We start from the raw sequence: 18,071 nt of genomic DNA on the forward strand, positions 1-18,071 counted from the left end.
ATGAAAAAATCAGCTGGTCTTTTTGTTATAGCATTATTTACAATTTTAATGTTTCCTTTGCATGCATTAGCAGTCGATTTTACCATTAATGAGACGAAAATTGACGCGTATCTGGGGGAGAATGGTAATGTCCAAGTGAAGGAAACTCATACTTATGAGTTTGATAGGAAATTTAATGGGATTACTCGCAGCATCCTTCCAAAAGACGGAACCTCCATCACCGATTTTAAAGCTGCTGAAAACGGAGCCCCCTTAGAAGTTGAACTCGAGGACGAAACGTACAAGATCTTTCGCGGTGGAAATGATGAAACTGTTACCATTGAACTTTCCTATTTGATTCATCATGGGGTCGAGGTTTATGCAGATATGGCACAATTTTATTGGCCTTTTTTCGATTCAAACAATGAAAATGACTATGAAAATCTCACCGTTTCTATCCACCCTCCTCAACCGACCACGGATGTAATTGCGTATGGATTTGATGCGGCATATGGAGCAGAGACGATTCAGAATAATGGGGTAGTCACTTTTCGAATGGGACTTGTTGACAGTGGGAAAAATGGGGATATCCGTGTAGCATATAATCATGCATTATTTTCTGCAGCAGCTGTGAGCCAAAATAAACCGATTCGTGATGAACTGATCCGTGAACAGCAGAAACTCGCAGATAAGCAGAAAAACTTTCTCAGCCGGCAGGAATCACTCGGTAAAATAGCGCCTTACGTAACAGGTGGATTCGCGCTGCTTTTGCTGCTTTTACTTGTATATGGTTGGAGAAAAAGGCAAACAGCGAAGCTTGAAGCCGAACGGTTATACAATAGAAACTCTATTGTTCCTAAAGAAGTCATGAGCATGCCGGCAACCATCTATTATTTCCGTGGCTATATGTCGGAATTCAATGAAATGTTGACGACCGGGATGATGGATTTAGTGCGAAAAGGGAATATTGAAGCTTTGGAAAATGAAACATATCATCTTGTAGACAGTAATACGGATGTTAAGCATGAGGCACAGCTTATTCATCTTTTATTTAAAAAGATCGGTAAGAACGGTTTGTTTTCATTTGAACTCCTGAAAAAGTATTTGAAAGTGACCGTAAATCAGATGACCTTTAATAACGATTTAAATATATATCGAAAGGCAATCATCGAGGAAGTTGATTCACATCATTTATTCGATAAGCAAGTAAAACTACGCTTAGGCACAGGATTTATCAGTCTATTATTGATTCCGCTCATGATTATGTTTGGGATTCATCAATTATTCATGTGGCTCTTCATCTGTTTGATTTTGATGTTCAGTCTTCTGCTATTTTCCTTCTTATTCAAACCAAGAACAGGAAAGGGACTGCTCATTAAACATCAATGGCAGCAATTCAGGGGGAATTTCACTGGTATGAAATCGAACAGCTGGTATACCTTGCCAAAAGCTGATAAGGAACGTGCACTCATTTTTTCAACTGGGCTAAAGGATCAAAAACTAACAGAAAAAAGTAAAACCTTCGCCGAAATGGATGCAGTGGCAAGCGATGACACTTCCTATAATTTATTATTGCTATTATCACTTTTCACGATTGCAAATACAAACTTTGGATCGGCAACGGAAATATCCGCCCAATCTTCCAATACTACTTCATATACAGGGACAGGTGTGGGCGGCGGTGGCGGTGGATCTGGTGCTTTCTAAGCTTATGTGGCATCTGCTATGGCAGGTGCAGCATATGATTTGAGTTCGGGAAAAGGGGCCGGAAAGCCACCTCTGCTCTTTAATCGCATTTTATTAATGACCGATTATATTTACCGGGAAAAGAAAAACAGACTAGGCGAATTACCTAGTCTGTTTAAAATTTTCTCATCAACCTTCTTTGACGAAGAACCAAAGCAAAAAGAGATGACCACCAAAAATGGCTGTCATCTCTATATTATTTAAAAAACCCCTTGTTATTTCAATAACCCTAAAATTAACTGTTTATAAATATCGAAAAATGCAAAGTAGTAATCTTTGTAGACATATTCATCTGTTTTGTGTGCCATTTTTGTTTCGCCTGGACCAAACATCATGAATGGAAAGTTACCATCTTTATCCAGTAATAAGTTGGATGCATCCGTCACCCCTGGCGAACCTTTGACGGAAATTTCCAAATCCAAATATTTTTTACCGAGTTCTTTAGCAAGTTCAACCATCTCAGACTGCCCTGTAGTGAAAACACTTGGCAATGACATTGTCACTTCAACATCAATATTAGCGCCTGCTTTATTGTAAATGCTCGCTGTTGTGTTGAATAAGTCAATCACTTCATCGTTATCAAATTCTGGAATAGTACGTACGTTTATTTCAGCTGTAGCTTTTTCTGGAACTGAGTTTACTTGGTTTCCAGCATTAAAAATAGTTGTACTCATAACTAATTTACCCAGAACTTCATTTTTACGGTCATCGCCATTCAATTTTTCGTCTAATTCCAAGAGATATTCCATCAATGGATTAATCGCGTTATAACCTTGGTCAGGCATAGAACTGTGTGCTGCTTCACCAATAGACATTAAACGCAGGTTAAGAGATCCTTTGTGCGAGTAAATAATCGTGTCATGAGAAGGTTCAGCTACCCATAGATATTCTACATCATTCATATAGCCTTCTTCGTATAATTTTTTAGAACCTGCACCGCCAACCTCTTCACCAGTCGTTGCCATAAAACGGACAGTACCATTTTTTAGTTCATTATTTTCTTTGAGTTCAATCATCACTAGAGCAAGGTTTACTATGCCTGCTTTCATGTCATTTGTTCCACGTCCGTATAATTTTCCGTCTCTTTCCGTCAATGTGAACGGATCCGTTGTCCACTCTTTTTTCTCACCAGGAGAAACGACATCCATGTGACCAGAAACGCCAATGACTGGACTCCCGCTTCCAATTTCAGCAACTAAGTTAACACGAGTGTCTGTAACCGGAACAATTTTAGATTCAATGCCGTATTCAGCAAATAAATTCTTCAAGTAATTTGCCACTTCGATTTCGTTCTCATTAATAGATTTAATCGCTATAATGTCAGACAGAATCTTTATCTTTTCTTCTTCTGTAAATTGTTTCATGCTAAATCCCTCCAACATTTTATCTGTCTAACCCTAGGTGAGAATATAACCGTATTTTCCCGGAAAGTCCATAAATTATACATGGGACAATGCGCACCTGTCCCTCTATACAACTCACGGGTGTGTGGGCGTTATATCATCAAATATTGTTTTTGATAAATTATGGATAATATCTCCTCGACTTATAATCCCAATCACTCTACCTGCACCATTCACTACAGGAATCTTTTTAAAATGATGATTGGATATTTCACGTATGGCACTTTCAAAGTCATCGTCAGGTGCTAATGTTTTAATATTTTTCTTTACCATAATATTCTCAATCGTGGTATTCATTTTTTCTCTTAGTACATCTTCTATTTTTTCTGCTTCATCTACATATGAAATATAGTATGATAAATATATTTTCTCTTTGTGTGGGGAAAGAAAACGTACGATATCCCCATCGGAAATGATGCCAATTAAATTTTCTTTATCATCAACGACTGGTACACTACCAATTCTATTTGTCTCTAATATGGAAATTAATTCTTTTATAGTTGTAGACTGCTTAACGGTAACTACTTGATGAATCATAAAATCACGTACTTGCATTTTGATCTTTCTCCCTTCGCCTGTGTTCTATCCATATCCTTTTCCTTTATTAGATGCTAGTTTAAGGATACTCCATATTTATCCTTTCTTTTACTTAGACATCGCCTCAGCCGCTTGACGATTTTCTTTTTTCTTTCTGCTTGCTAAAGCGAAGTAGGCAAAACCTCCTACAACAACAAGCACAATACCAGAGATATAAATACTGCTAAAACCGAATGAATTTGCTGCTATTCCTAGCACAAATGCACCGATAGCCATCCCTAAATCCATTGAATTAAAGAACAATGAATTGGCGATTCCGACACGATGTTTGTCAACAGAACTAATAATCTGTGTTTGGAGGATCGGTGTAACAGAGCCATACCCGATTCCAACAAGCGCACCTGCCGCAATCATAATGACTGCTGTTTGGGGCAGTGAAAGCATAACCATTCCGATTGCAAATAAAACAATACATGGATAAACAATTTTGCTTGCCCCATATCGATCAGCCCAAACACCTACAAATGGTCTAAAGACAAACATTAAGCCTGCATAAACAACAAAGAATGTACTAGCTGCTTTTACTAAGTTAATTTCTTGCGCATACAAAGCTAAGAATGATGCAATACCTGAGTAAGCAAAGGCTAAAATAAATATGACAAGCGCAAATGGTGCCGCTTTTTTATCAACCAAATCATTGAGTTCAAACCTTTTCTTTGTTTTTGAAGTTACTTCTGGCTGCTCTTGCTCTGGAACATGAATAACGATTGATAGGAAGATATTTACTGCTGAAACCACAATACAAAGAACGTATGCTGTGGTGTATGAGCCAATATTAGCAAGGTTAAGACCGATAACCGGACCAATTACCATTGCGAGTCCCATTGCTAATGAGAACCAGCTCAATCCCTCCCCACGTCTTGAATCCGGTATGACTTCAGCACTGATGGTTCCTTTTACAGTGGTTATTATCCCAAAAGTGAATCCATGAAGAATTCTTAAGGCATATAATGCCCAAATATTGGTCACAAATGGATAAAATAATGTGCCAATAAAAAATGCTACTGCAGAATAAATCAGTATTTTCTTTTGAGATCCTGTACTTACCCACTTACCAGCAAACGGCCTAATAACAATCGCTGCAATTAAAAACAAGGTTAATAATAAACCAGCCTGATCCGCACCCCCTCCGAATTCTTTTGTTAATTGGATTGGAAGTGCTGTTAATAGGATATAAAATGCCAAAAAGATAAAAAAGCTAATCGTCGTGATATTTATAAAATCTTTTGTCCATAATTTTGGCTTATCCATATCATGTTTCCTCCTTAAATTTTCTATCTTGTCAATTGATTATTAATCATGATTTTTTTGAAATAAAGGTCACTTATCTATTATACGACTATTTGTTATGCATACATAATTGTATTTTTTATAGTACACATGCATAATAGTAATATCACTAATTAATAAAGGAGAATAAAGAATGGATTTTGACCAGCTTTATTATTTTCAAATGGTTGCCAAACACGAAAGCTTTACAAAGTCGTCCGAAGAATTAAACCTTTCGCAGCCAGCGTTAAGTCGTTCTATTTTGCGTCTTGAAGAAGAGATTGGTGTCCCTTTATTCGAAAGAAAGAGTCGTGGGGTCGTTTTAAACCAATATGGGAACGTTTTTCTAAAGTATACAAACCAAGTATTATCAGAAATGAAAGAAGCAAAACAAAAAATCCAGGATATGGTCAACCCATACCATGGGGTCATTTCGCTTGCATTTATCCAAACACTCGGTTCCAGCTTTGTACCTGATTTAATCAGTGATTTTCAAAATGAATTTCCGAACATACAATTTCACTTATCACAAAATATCTCAAGTAAAATCTTAAAAGAAATAGATGATGCTAACATTGACATTGGTTTCTGTTCCTCGATAGATTCGCATGAAAGTTTGTACTCCATTCCAGTTTTGACCGAAGAATTATTTCTAATTGTTCCTGCTACCCACAGATTGGCTGGAAAAGAGCGAGTCAATTTAAGTGAAGTAGCTGATGATGCCTTTATTTTTTTCAAACCTAAAACAGCCTTACATGATTTAATAGAAAATCTCTGCAATGAGGCTGGATTCCGCCCAAGAAAGGTTTTTGAGGGATTTGAGGAAAGGACAGTCTCTGACTTAGTAGGTGCCAATTTGGGTGTTGCCGTTGTCCCGCACATACCTGACCTAGACAAAAGTAAAATTTCAATGATCCGAATACAATCACCAGAATGCTTTCGGGTAATCCAAATGGTATGGAGAATAAATGGATATATGTCTCCAGCCGTAACAAATTTTAAAGAATTTGTAGAGAAGAGGGCTATAGATACCAAAAGAATAGACATAAAACGATAGAATTTTAGGCACAATCATTATTTATAACTGGACGACATCATGGGTGGAAGGGCAGCGAAAGCATGAGTCAAGCCTCTATGTCATGAAGGAAAGGCTCAATAAATAGCTAGTGCCTTCTTTAATTCGCTTTGTTTTCTATTCCTTCCAAGAGGCCTCTATCTAATACTAATTCAGCCCTTTGATTTACCATTATTTATGATAAGACTCACCGTAGCGAACCCTTCCAAAGGCGTGTCGTTGATTCTTATAAGTTACCAACAGTAGCTGCAAATCCCTTTATATAAAAGGATTTGCACTTTTTAACTCAAATAATACTAAATAATTATTATCGATTATTTTTAATTTCATGCCATTATTCATGCCACGGAGATGCCATCGCTGTTAAACATTTTGTCGATTAGGAACAATCTAATATGCCTATTTCATGTTGAGGCAAATATTGAATAAGTAGTAAGGGAATATATTGAATATCGTTTATGTGAAAATTGAGTGAACTTATTAGAAAGAACCCAGCCCTCTTTTTGTCGAAGGCTGGGTTAATTATAGAAGTTAAAATAAGATTTACTAGTTACTCAACTTTCGCACTGTTGATCCCGTCGGCCACCCTCAGCTTGGCACCGTCTATGCCGTAGACGTCGTTATCCACCAAGTTGAGGTCCTCCCCGTCATCAATCCTGATGCCGTTGGCGGCCTGTCGAATAACGTTGGACTCGATCCTGATGCCTGAGGGGATTCCTTTACCCCGTCCGTCTGTACCGCTATCCTTTTTAAGACGGATGGCCCAGAACCCGTCAGTCCCTCCAGTGATATGGTTACCGCGCAATTCCGTGCCCGGCGCATTACGGACCTCGATGCCGGTCTTCGAATCCTCCCCGGCGGTGATTCTGTTGTCCACGACGAGGGTGTCAGGAGTTCCCAGAATGACGAGGACTCCTTGACGGTTTCCAATCAGGTCGTTGGAGTGCACCCAGTTTCCAGGTCCTGAGGCGTCGTGCTTGTTCTTGGCCCCGCCGGAATTGCCTAGCGCGATGCCCGCCCGATGCCCACCAACGACCGTGTTATCACGGACCTCGTTCAGGTATTCACCCTCTCCGTGCAGGTCGATGGCGTCAAGGTGGCTGCCAAAAATGGTGTTTTCTGCCACGAGATTGTTATGCGTGGGGAACTGCAGCAGAATAGCGTGCCGCAGATTCTTGCCATCCAAGGTGTTGCCGATTACTACATTGTGCCGAGAATCGTTGGTGGCATTCGGATCATGCTGGTCCGCTGATCCCTCGATTGCAATGCCGTAGCCCTGTCCACCGGGACCAACGGCGGTTGCCTCACTGATATAGTTTCCAGAGATGGTCACCTCACGGCTGCCCTTGATCGAGATGCCGTGACGCTCGAACCTGCGGATATCCAGGTTCTTTACAAGGACCTGGGAGCTTGCCTGCCCTTTCTTGGCCCCAATGTTGACCCCGTACATCGGACCACCACCCGCGTCGCCGTCGTCAGTGTCATCACCGAGTGGACCCTCATGACGGGAGGTGATGGTGAAGTCAGCAACGATGACGTCATGGACGCCCAAGCCACGGATTACTCGGCTGTCATCCTCACCGTCAAAGGAGGTCAGCAGCACGGTGCTCTCCCAACCTTCACCGCGCAGGTCCACGCCACTTTTCAACACGATGTTCGCCAACTTGTCGTCCGGGTCAGTGGAGCGCAAGTCATACGTGCCCGCCGGCAGCAGCACTTCATCACCCGGTTCAGCCGCGTCCAAGGCAGCCCGAATGGCTGCTGCGTCGTCGTGAGAGTCCGGATCCGGATCTGCCCCAAAGTCCGTAACATCTAGGGTCCTGCCAGTGGCCGGACCTGGTGTCGGTACCTCGATTGGCGCGCCGGACCGGTCCACCAAACCGGGAAGCTGCCAGTCGCCTTGCTCGGATGAAGCAGGCTCCACAGCTTCATCACTCTCGGACGGTGCGGGTTCTACAGCTTCATTACTCTCAGATGGTGCGGGCTCTACGACTTCATTACTCTCAGATGGTGCGAGTTCTACGGCTTCATCACTCTCAGATGGTGCGAGTTCTACGGCTTCATCACTCTCGACAGGCCCGTCGGATTCCCCGACGGTGCATGCGGTCAAGAGGACCGACAGTACAAGGATCACCCACCATGTATGCGCCAGCCCTAGCCGGCTTTTCTGAACAGATTCCTTTATCAAACTTCTCACTTCTTTCTGCACTCTTTTCGTCCCTCCCGTCGCACATGAAGGGGACAAGAAAGGCGGTGAGCCAACTCGCTCACCGCCTTCGGGATGCCCCGACGTCCCTGACGGGTCGTCGATGTCATCCCTTAGCCAGGGACCTAATACCGATTAGAGCTTCCCTTGCCATTGCTATTGCCATTGGCTGTTGCCATGGTTGTTGCCTCGGTCATGGTTGTTACCTCGGTCATGGTTGTTGCCTTGGCCATGGTTGTTACCTTTGCCATAGCCATGGTTGTTGCCTTGGCCATGGTTGTTACCTTTGCCATAGCCATGGTTGTTGCCTTGGCCATGGTTGTTACCTTTGCCGTTGTCCTTGTTAAGTTTGAAGTTCAACGGGATGTCTTTTTCCAACGCAGTGTCTGCTGAGGAACCACCGACATGCACGCGGTATTTTCCTTTAGCAGTAGCCCACTCGCCATCAGCCCAGTTCGCCAAGTTGTCCGGATCTTCCGGAATGAAATAAGAGAACGGGTGGTTTGAGTCAGCATGGTTAATACGTACTGTCACACGCTCGCTCTTACCAGGCTCAAGGTAAACCTTCTCAAAGTTAACAAGACGCTTAGTCGGCTGCCCTGCCTCATTTGGTAGTGTCAGATAAACCTGTGCTGCTTCTTTACCGGCAACATCACCTGTGTTCGTGATCGTGAAGGACACATCAATACCTGTTATCGATCCTTTGTCTTGGACCTTCTTCACTTTAAGTTTGTCATATTCGAAAGTCGTGTACGACAAACCGTATCCGAATGGGAAGACCGGCTTCACGTCGTTGGCTTCGTACCAGCGGTAGCCCATCTCAAGGCCCTCTGTGTATTGGGCAATCAGTTGGTCGGAACCGTTACCGTACGCGCCAGGGCCACCTGCTTTGCCAGTGTCTTGACGAGTTCCAGGGTACTGTTCTTCGGTCGCGAAAGCTGCCTCACGCTCGGTAGCACCAAACGTCATAGGAAGCTTACCGGATGGATTGACCTTACCATAAAGAAGATTAGCAACGGCATTGCCATCCTCCATACCTGGGTACCAGGCAGATAAGACTGCAGGGACCTTATCCAACCACGGCATGATCACCGTACCGGAAGTCTTCAATACCACAACAGTGTTCTCCGCGTTGGCTTCCATAACCGCGTCGATTAACGGCTCCTGTTCAGCCAAGCCCGATTCGAGATTCAAGGCTGGGAATCCAAGGGTATCACGGTCCACAGTTTCATGTGGATTGTCTCCGATCATGAGAAGCACAACGTCGGACTCAGCGGCTAACTTGGCAGCAGCTTTCGGGTCGCGGCCATTGTTGTACGTCACTTCAGTGTTGTAGCCCAGCTCTTCGATAACATTCTCTAAGCCTTCTTGTGGCGTGACCGTATATGGAGTCACTACATAATCATTGTCGTCACGAACAGAGCGAGGGGACATCCTTGCTGTACCAGCAAACGTCTCAATGCCGATCAACGCGATCGACTGTGGCTCGCCGTCCAGTGGTAGGAAGCTGTTTTCGTTCTTCAACAGCACGGAGCCTTCTTCAGCCATCTTACGTGCGCTAGCGCCGTTAGCAATCGGATCAACGATCTCCGGCATGAACTTGTCGTAAGGCTCATCCATGTGGCCAAACTCGATCATCTTGATGTAACGCGGACGAAGTAGATTGTCGATGTCGTCCTCTGTCACCTGACCAGAGTCAAGTGCCTCTTGGATCTTCGCTTGAGTGTAGTACTGTGGTGCCCAGTCGAGCTCAACATTCATGCCCGCCTTGATGGCAGAAACCGTGTTGTGAATCGCGCGACGGTCACTCATGACGTAACCGTCGAAGCCCCAGTTTTTACGTAGAGCATCTTGAAGCAATTCAGAACTGTCACATGCATAAGTTCCGTTAACATCCGGGAACGAGCACATCACGGAGGCTGGGTCAGCATCCCTGACGGTCATCTCGAATGGTAACATGTACAACTCGTTCATGGCCCTTGAGGGAACCTGTACACCCATCGTCCAACGCTCAGTTTCCTGTTCGTTGCCTGCCATGTGCTTAAGTTGTACCTGAACCCCTTGATCCTGGATACCTTTGACTTGCTGAGACGCCAGGATACCCGTCAAGTATGGGTCCTCACTGAAGTACTCGTAGTTACGGCCACCGTACGGGTGACGAATTAGGTTCATACCTGGTCCGAGAAACACGTGATGCGCGAATGCTCGTGTCTCCTCACCAAGGATTCGGCCAGCCTCATAGTTTAGCTCGGAATCAAATGTAGCAGCCAAAGCTGGGGTAGACGGAAGGCCAGTCGCCTCTGGGTCATTGTGACACGATCCGCCTTTAACGCCCGTACCACCGTTGGTCATGCGGATTGTGGGGATTCCCAGATCCTCGATCCCACGGATCTGCCGACCAGTGTCCTGCCACTCACAACCAGGCAGTGTACCCTGTGGAGCGAATACTCCGTTCTGGTATTTACTACTACCTTTTTTGTTGATTACAACCGTCTCACCGGTGTCATTCTCATTGAATCGCGAGATAGCGATCTGCTGAATCTTCTGTTCCATCGTCATCCCATCGAGAAGCAACTCGGTGCGCTCCTCAGCAGAGAGCTTGGTGTTCATCCATGGGTTAGCCCCTTCCGTTCCACCGCTCATCGCATTAACTGGATTTACTAATGTAGACATAATGATAATTGCTATCAAAAAAATTGAACTAATTCTTTTTTTCATCCTGGTTTCTCCCTTAATATGTATTTATCTACTACTATCAAATAATTTTCGTTTTATCATCCCCCTTACTAACCGACTCTCTTAGTGTAAAGAAGAATCATTACGCTAGTATGAACGTTTGATTACAAAGTAGTAAATAAAACCGCGAAATTAGTAACGCTCCCAAAGTCCTGGAAACGGTGCCCAAACACTGTAGAAATCAATGATTTACCAGATATACAATCAAAATAAATAAGTTTAAACGAGCATTTTACTCAACTATTCTAAATATACTAAAAAGTGACGCAAGAACTTCTATTTATTAAATAAGCATTGTTACTATATTTGGAAATCCAATCGAAGGTGGCATGTAATGAATGAAATATGTATTGGCTCTTATTTACATGTACGTAAGGTAAAAAGCTTTGAGTAAAGAAAACTGCTACCTATTTGTGGTAAGGCTCACCGAAACATACTAAAATGAGATAATTTAAACATAATACTCTTTAAGCTTGGATTATTATCTATTTCCACCTCTCCAATTTATGAAGGTTTTTAACAAACATCCTTGCTAAAAACTTCGAAGACCCCATTTCGATGCATTTATCTTTTACAAGTTGTTTCATATCATCTAAAGAAATATCTTTTTGCGTAGATTCTCCTTCTTGATAACAATACTTACAATACATTGAACTTTTATCTAAATTCCTGTCGGTTCCGCGATCCTCAATTTTCTTCAATGGCATGGCACAGCTTTGGCATTTCCGATACTCCTTCATTCTATCACCTCGAATTATGAATTATGCTTCAATACCTTCTATAGATTTTTTCGACTCTTTTTAGTTGAAGGGCTAATAAATTCACCACTCCTACGAGCAAAATTCTTCCTTGCTCAGAGTTTTTTAATAGAGGAATCATCACATTAACGGAACAGTTTAGTCGAAGTTTAAAAACCCCCAAGTTGACTTCCTTCACGTCGAGTGATAAATTTATTTATATTACAGATATTAGGAGTCCTTAATATCTATTTAATATAAGGAGGCAAAGTATGAGGTATTCAAACGCGACAAACTACGCCCTGCATACGATGGTCCATTTAATGCTGCAGCCTGGGGGGAGCTCGGTGGGAGTGAAGGAATTAGCCGAAATGCAGCATCTTTCCCCGACGTATCTTTCTAAGATATTAACTAAACTAACGAAAGCCAGTTTGATCGAGTCGACGCCAGGCGCTAAGGGAGGCTATAAAATCTCCAGAACAAAACATGAAATATCTTTTTTGGATGTTATTAATGCGATTGAAGGAGATACTAGCTTATTCGACTGCTCCATTCATCATGAAGGCTGCTTGATTGAGAACGTCATGAGGCAGTCAGAGGAAAATATGAAATGTGAACTGGAATCAAAGCTTTTGATCGATATTGCTAAAGAAGCAGAATCCAAACAGAAAGAGAAAAAAAGTTAAATTTATTATTAAGGAGTGGACAAGGTGATATTAGACTGCGCTGTGATTGGTGGAGGACCGGCTGGACTGAACGCTACTTTAGTACTTGGAAGATCAAGACGTAAAACTATCCTGTTCGATGACAACAAACCGAGAAATGCTGTGACTTCCGAGTCCCATGGGTTTATCACAAGAGACGGTATAGATCCACAGGAATTCAAAAGGGTTGCCCAAGTAGAATTAAGCAGGTACCCTGACGTAAGGATCGAAAAGCAACGGGTGCATCGTATAAATAAAGAAAACTCCTTGTTTCAGGTTGAAACAGAAAATGGGGAAGTATACAACGCGAAGAAGATCATTCTCGCAACCGGCTTTAAGGAAGTCCTTCCAGATATCCCGGGGGTGAGAGAATTCTATGGCAGGAGCCTGTTCAGCTGTCCTTTCTGTGATGGCTGGGAATTGAGAGATCGGCCACTGGCAGTGATTGCTGATGACCAAAAGGCGTTTCATATGGCGAAAATGGTGTCCAACTGGACGAACGATTTAATTATTTTTACCAACGGCAGTAAAGTACTTTCGCTGGAAGAACAAGAATTGCTCAAAAGCAAAGGCATCAGTATTAATGAAAAGAAGATCGCCGCTTTCATTGGCGAAGAGGGAATGCTGGAAAAAATCCAGTTTGAAGATGATACAGCAGTTCTTCGCGAAGGAGGATTTATTGCTGCGGAATGGAAACAGGCTGCGTCTTTTGATTCTTCACTCGGATATACATTAAACGAGCATGGCGGGATTGTAACTGACAGTTGGCAACGCACGAATACGGAAGGGGTGTTTGCTTGCGGGGATACACGAATTGCCGGTCCATCCCAATTAATTATTGCAGCGGGGGAAGGCAGTATGGCTGCCATGGCTGTGAACGCAGCATTGATAGAAGAAAAATTTAACTAAAAGAAACAGCATGACTAAACAGCTGCTTAAAAAGGAGGATCTATATGCATCACTCGCATGGCAAGCCAAGCAAAGGAAAAGTATCGTACTTAGAAAGTCCTGAACGAAGAAAAGAATTCTCCCCGGAACAGCTGTTGAACATGATTCCTCTAAAAGAAACGGACAGCATGTTGGATTTGGTGCTGGAACCGGTTATTTTTCCATCCCTGCGGCGAAAAGGATCCAGGGCAACGTATACGCCCTGGATATCGACGATGCGATGCTGGAAATAATAAAAGAGAAAGCCTTGGAGGAGCGACTCACGAATATTGTCCCTGTGCAGGGAAGTATGGAGGCACTTTCTTTACCTGATGGCTCTATCGATATAATCATTGCTTCTCTGGTACTGCATGAAATTCAGCCGCTGTCACCACTGTTACAGCAAATGAAAAATGTACTGAAAATAGAAGGCTATCTAATTTGCCTGGAACTTGAAGCAAATGGAAGTTCCGAGAAAGTACCGAGAATCACCTTAGAAGAAGTGGAGCTGGAGATGAAAGAAGCGGGATTTCAGGTAATGGAGAAATTTTCTCCAGCTGAATCTCTATACTTGCTCGTTGCACAGAAGACCGATTAACCGAAATTAGTCCTAAACTAAAGGGTCACAATAAAGAAGTAAAATAAAAAGTCTAAAATATACAAGTCTTTATGCTCTTCTTGCGTATTTTAGGCTTTCTTATATAAATAACCGGGAAAATTCATATTTCCAATTTCATCCACCATATTCGTATTAAGAATGCTTCTATCGATCGGGTATCTAATACTACTTTATAAATGATTTCAGCTGCTAAGTTTAAAGATTCATTTACAAAAAACACCCCAATTACGGTTAAATGGGGTGTCGATGATCATCAAATGCTAACAACTTATTTTAAGTATTCTTTGTAAATTGCTTTGTAATTGTCAATCATTTCTAAGTAGTTTTCAATTGATACGTATTCGTCTACTTGGTGAGGTAAATCTGGAACGCCAGGGCCATAGATAACAAGGTCGAATTCATTGTCAGCTTTCGTAAATGCCGCTGCGTCTGTCGTTGGTGATATACCAGTTACAGGCAATTCTTGATTTGAAACTGCTTGGATAGCTTTAATGAGTTCAGAATCGGATTCATTCTCTACAGGGTAAATATCATAATCAACGATTAATTCTAAATTGAATCCTTCCTTTTTGTTCAAGTCATCAACAATACTTTGTAACAATGCTTTCACTTTGCTGTTATCAAATTCAGGAATGGTACGGATATTACCTTGTAATGTTGTAATAGCAGGAACACTGTTAACTTGATCCCCACCATTGATGATTGTAATAGAATGAGCAGTTTCGCCTAATACATCATTTTTGTATTTGTTAGTGATTTCTTGCATCTCTGCATTCGCACGAGTCACAAATTCATTAATATTTGCGATTGAGTTAATACCTTCTCTGGGCATTGAACTGTGCGCAGATTTGCCACGAGAAACAATGGTATAGTTCATTGAACCTTTGTGAGTATAAATCAATGCTGGGCCAGTTGGCTCACCAATAATCAATCCATCAAGATCATCTGCATAACCTGCTTTAGTCAATTGTTCAGAACCTAATTCACCGACTTCTTCACCAACAGTTCCCATGAATTTCAAAGTTCCATTGATGTCTGCGTTTTCTTCTTTAACTTCAATCATAGCGATTGCTAAGGCTACTAGACCAGATTTCATATCCGTTGAACCTCGGCCATATAATTTGTCACCATCGATTTCACCTGAAAATGGTGGGAATTTCCATTCACTTTCATCACCAGCTGCTACAACATCTTCGTGTCCGCTGATACCTAGAACTTTACCGTCACCTTTTTTGTAAGTGGCTACTAAGCTTTCACGGCCTTCACGATATTTTACCTTTTCAGATTCAATCCCATGTTTTTGGAATAGATCTGCTAAGTAATCCGCTACTTCTGATTCCTTATCGTTTACCGATTTTATTTTTACTACGTCTTGTAAAACTTTAATTCGTTCTTCTTTATTCAATGTATTCGTCCCCTTTCGTTTATATAATTGTCATAACATACAATACCCTATTTGGAAAAGAAGTATTTGAAAGCGGGTAAAAATTTATGATGCACATTATCTGCTGAATTACTTTCGGGACTTATTACAATATTAAAGGTGAAAGTGGGATTCAATATTGGAAATGTTTATTTTGTGTGCGGAGTGTATGTGAAATCATAGGAGATGTTGGTGGGTTTATTAACCACATAAGCTTCATTTAAAACATCACATTAATTTTCCCAACGACCCAATCCCATATGCTGCACCACCTACTTGTGAGAACAAAAGCGCAAGCGCCCGTTTAGCGACGTACGGACTGGACTGAACCGAAGGAGATAAAGGAAACACGATGAGCGTAAGCGGTTGACTTAGATTACGGAGGTGAGGGAAGTCTCGCTAGTTGCTGGGCGCTGGAGCTGGACGTGGCTATTCTCAGTAATTAAATTATCCACAGCATCCAATTTTATAGTTTCCTAAGCAATAAAAAAGCATCGAAATTAAATGATAGATTTTAACAAAACATTTAATTTCGATGATTATTAGACCTGATCATCTGTTTCTAATTTACTTTAAATTTTCGAACTAACTCTTTTAACTCAGATGCTAATTTTGCCATTGAGTTTGATGAAGCATTAATTTCCTCAAATGAAGCTAGGTGCTCCTCCATAGAAGCCGCCACTTCTTGCGTCTTTGAGGCAGTTTCTGTTGAAATAGAGTGGATTTGTTTCGTATTCAATTCTATTTGATCAATAGCAGCATCTATTTGGTTCGTAGCAGCTGCTACTTCTTGAGTTTGTCCTGATACCTCAATGATAGAATTTTGTATATCAAGGAAAGTTTCTTCTACAGATTTGATGGCTTCCATTCCTTTTAACGATTGTGCAACGGTTGTATCCATTGAGAGAACGGTTTGCTCAGTTCCTCCTAAAATTGTATCCACTAATTTTTTAATTTGAATAGATGATTCTTTTGATTGCACTGCTAATTTTCGAACTTCTTCAGCGACTACCGCAAAACCACTTCCATGCTCTCCAGCTCTTGCTGCTTCTATTGCTGCATTTAAAGCAAGTAGATTAGTTTGGTCTGCAATTTGTGTAATAACCCCAACAATCTGTCCAATTTCTGTAGAACTATCTCCCAGTTTCCTAATTTTAACTCCTACATCATGAATATTTTTATTTATATTTTCAATCTCTGAAATAGATGAATAGATTGCTTCAGCTCCAATATTTACTTTTTCCGATGCTATAGCTGCAGAAGATGCAACATGTTGCGTGTTCATTGATACTTGTCTTACTCGATCCGTAATTTCCCCCATCATAGCTGAATTATCCAATGTATTTTTCGATTGATCTTCTGCTCCAACTGCAACTTGATGAATAGCTTCCGCCACTTGCTTACTTACTAACGAAGATTGTTCTGATGTAGCAGAAAGTTCCTCTGCAGATGCTGCGACCTTTTCAGAACTGCTACCTAACTGCGTAACTATTTCTCTTAAAGATAAAAACATTGTGTTAAACGATTTTGCCAGTTCACCTATTTCATCTTTGCTTTTTATATTTAATAGGTCGGAAGTTAAATTACCTGCAGCAATTTGTTGAGCTGTTTCCGATACTATCTTAATAGGTTTTACAAGCCTTTTAACAATAAAGAAAACAACAAGACCAGCTAAGGCAATACTCAGAATAATAACTATTATTATACCAGATTCCAGTGCATCCACTTTTTCCATATACTGGCTAACCGGCATATATGATAAAATATAAAATCCATACTTGTCATGTTGTACATAAGAGGCAATATTTTCTACGCCATTTAACGTAAAATTACCGCTTCCTGAAGTGGTTTCACTCATATTCTTAAAGAAGCCTTTCACTTCATCATTTTTACTAAAATCCAGTTTTAACTCTAAGTCAGAATTATCTGCTGCAATCACGAGACCGGTTGGATCAAGAATCATTGTATGTGCGCTTTGCTCTCCATCTCCATCCACCAGTTGTTCTGTTAATCTATTCACGTCCACTGGGATAACCAAAGCAGAAAGCACTTGTTTGGTAGTCTCATTTATAATAGAATTAACGATTGGAAGTGTTGGTCTTCCAGTAATAGGAGAATACATATAATCACCTGTAGTTAACACGGGATTCTTTAATTGCTCATAATAATAAGATTCAAGCTCTTTATCCATTACATAACCAACAGATGCACCTCCTATTCCATCTGCCAATACTCTGTCATTATATGTAAAAAATATATTCTCATAGAGGCCTTGAGAAAGTTCGTGCCTTTTCTTTAGATATTGAGCTATTTGGTCTAATTTTATTTGGTCAACCTCACCAGTATTAGATATTTCATTAAAAAAATTAACCGTATAGAGTTCATTTACCAATGCTTCTGATATATCAAATTGAATATCAAAGACCAAATCAACCTGCTGCTCCTTTTCTAAGGCAATTCTAGACAATGAACTTCTCGCTTCATCTTCCAATGCGTTGGAGGCCGAATATGTTGTATAAAATAGATTTATGAGCATTGGGACTAAAATACAGATAAGAAAAACGGAAAAGATTTTTATAAATAGATTGTTCTTAAACTTTATCTTTTTCATTGCTAACTCCTCGCATATTTTTAATAGTTAAAAATTTTA

The 18,071-nt window shown here is 41.2% G+C and carries 14 protein-coding genes; 6 read left to right on the plus strand and 8 right to left on the minus strand.

What is annotated here, in order from left to right; genetic code table 11:
• Both CWR48_RS19385 and CWR48_RS19390 read left to right on the plus strand, forming a co-directional pair.
• Entirely contained in the window at positions 1-1,686 is a 1,686-nt protein-coding gene (locus CWR48_RS19385; protein ID WP_115774941.1) for a DUF2207 domain-containing protein, read from the plus strand.
• Positions 1,687-1,704: 18 nt separating this feature from the next.
• A complete protein-coding gene (locus CWR48_RS19390) occupies positions 1,705-1,929 on the plus strand; it encodes a hypothetical protein (protein WP_115774942.1) in 225 nt (74 codons plus the stop codon).
• An 11-nt stretch (positions 1,930-1,940) separates the two neighbouring features.
• On the opposite strand, the gene CWR48_RS19395 is transcribed toward CWR48_RS19390, so the two are convergent.
• From CWR48_RS19395 to CWR48_RS19405, 3 genes are all read right to left on the minus strand, one after another.
• Entirely contained in the window at positions 1,941-3,089 is a 1,149-nt protein-coding gene (locus CWR48_RS19395; protein ID WP_115774943.1) for an ArgE/DapE family deacylase, read from the minus strand.
• Between the two features lie 114 nt (positions 3,090-3,203).
• The gene (locus CWR48_RS19400; protein WP_115774944.1) at positions 3,204-3,683 is read right to left on the minus strand and encodes a CBS domain-containing protein; all 480 of its coding nucleotides are present in this window, start codon (positions 3,681-3,683) and stop codon (positions 3,204-3,206) included.
• A gap of 90 nt (positions 3,684-3,773) precedes the next feature.
• On the minus strand, positions 3,774-4,976 hold the full coding sequence (locus CWR48_RS19405; protein ID WP_115774945.1) for an MFS transporter: 1,203 nt from the start codon (positions 4,974-4,976) through the stop codon (positions 3,774-3,776).
• Between the two features lie 172 nt (positions 4,977-5,148).
• Between CWR48_RS19405 and CWR48_RS19410 the strand changes: the two genes are divergently transcribed.
• On the plus strand, positions 5,149-6,051 hold the full coding sequence (locus tag CWR48_RS19410) for a LysR family transcriptional regulator (protein ID WP_115774946.1): 903 nt from the start codon (positions 5,149-5,151) through the stop codon (positions 6,049-6,051).
• Between the two features lie 568 nt (positions 6,052-6,619).
• Here the strand turns inward: CWR48_RS19410 and CWR48_RS19415 are convergent.
• The 3 genes from CWR48_RS19415 to CWR48_RS19425 form a co-directional block, all read right to left on the minus strand.
• Positions 6,620-8,278 carry a right-handed parallel beta-helix repeat-containing protein gene (locus CWR48_RS19415; RefSeq protein ID WP_115774947.1) on the minus strand — a complete coding sequence of 553 codons (1,659 nt, stop codon included), beginning with the start codon at positions 8,276-8,278 and terminating at the stop codon, positions 6,620-6,622.
• A gap of 153 nt (positions 8,279-8,431) precedes the next feature.
• Positions 8,432-10,993: a beta-glucosidase family protein gene (locus CWR48_RS19420; RefSeq protein WP_115774948.1), complete on the minus strand. Its 2,562-nt coding sequence runs from the start codon at positions 10,991-10,993 to the stop codon at positions 8,432-8,434.
• A gap of 503 nt (positions 10,994-11,496) precedes the next feature.
• Complete coding sequence (locus CWR48_RS19425) at positions 11,497-11,751, minus strand: zinc ribbon domain-containing protein (protein ID WP_115774949.1); 255 nt, start codon at positions 11,749-11,751, stop codon at positions 11,497-11,499.
• A 269-nt stretch (positions 11,752-12,020) separates the two neighbouring features.
• Between CWR48_RS19425 and CWR48_RS19430 the strand changes: the two genes are divergently transcribed.
• The 3 genes from CWR48_RS19430 (at position 12,021) to CWR48_RS19440 (ending at position 13,977) form a co-directional block, all read left to right on the plus strand.
• Positions 12,021-12,434, plus strand: a complete 414-nt coding sequence (locus CWR48_RS19430; RefSeq protein WP_115774950.1) for an RrF2 family transcriptional regulator — start codon at positions 12,021-12,023, stop codon at positions 12,432-12,434.
• A gap of 24 nt (positions 12,435-12,458) precedes the next feature.
• A complete protein-coding gene (locus CWR48_RS19435; protein WP_115774951.1) occupies positions 12,459-13,361 on the plus strand; it encodes an NAD(P)/FAD-dependent oxidoreductase in 903 nt (300 codons plus the stop codon).
• Between the two features lie 202 nt (positions 13,362-13,563).
• Complete coding sequence (locus CWR48_RS19440) at positions 13,564-13,977, plus strand: class I SAM-dependent methyltransferase (RefSeq protein WP_245976879.1); 414 nt, start codon at positions 13,564-13,566, stop codon at positions 13,975-13,977.
• Positions 13,978-14,266: 289 nt separating this feature from the next.
• On the opposite strand, the gene CWR48_RS19445 is transcribed toward CWR48_RS19440, so the two are convergent.
• Together CWR48_RS19445 and CWR48_RS19450 are read right to left on the minus strand one after the other, a co-directional pair.
• Entirely contained in the window at positions 14,267-15,403 is a 1,137-nt protein-coding gene (locus tag CWR48_RS19445; protein WP_115774952.1) for an ArgE/DapE family deacylase, read from the minus strand.
• 580 nt (positions 15,404-15,983) lie between these two features.
• Positions 15,984-18,032, minus strand: coding sequence for a methyl-accepting chemotaxis protein (locus tag CWR48_RS19450; RefSeq protein WP_115774953.1), 2,049 nt, complete (start codon positions 18,030-18,032; stop codon positions 15,984-15,986).
• Positions 18,033-18,071: the final 39 nt, after the last annotated feature.

It is taken from the genome of Oceanobacillus arenosus (assembly GCF_003369575.1).
In the GTDB taxonomy this organism is placed as follows: domain Bacteria; phylum Bacillota; class Bacilli; order Bacillales; family Amphibacillaceae; genus Oceanobacillus; species Oceanobacillus arenosus.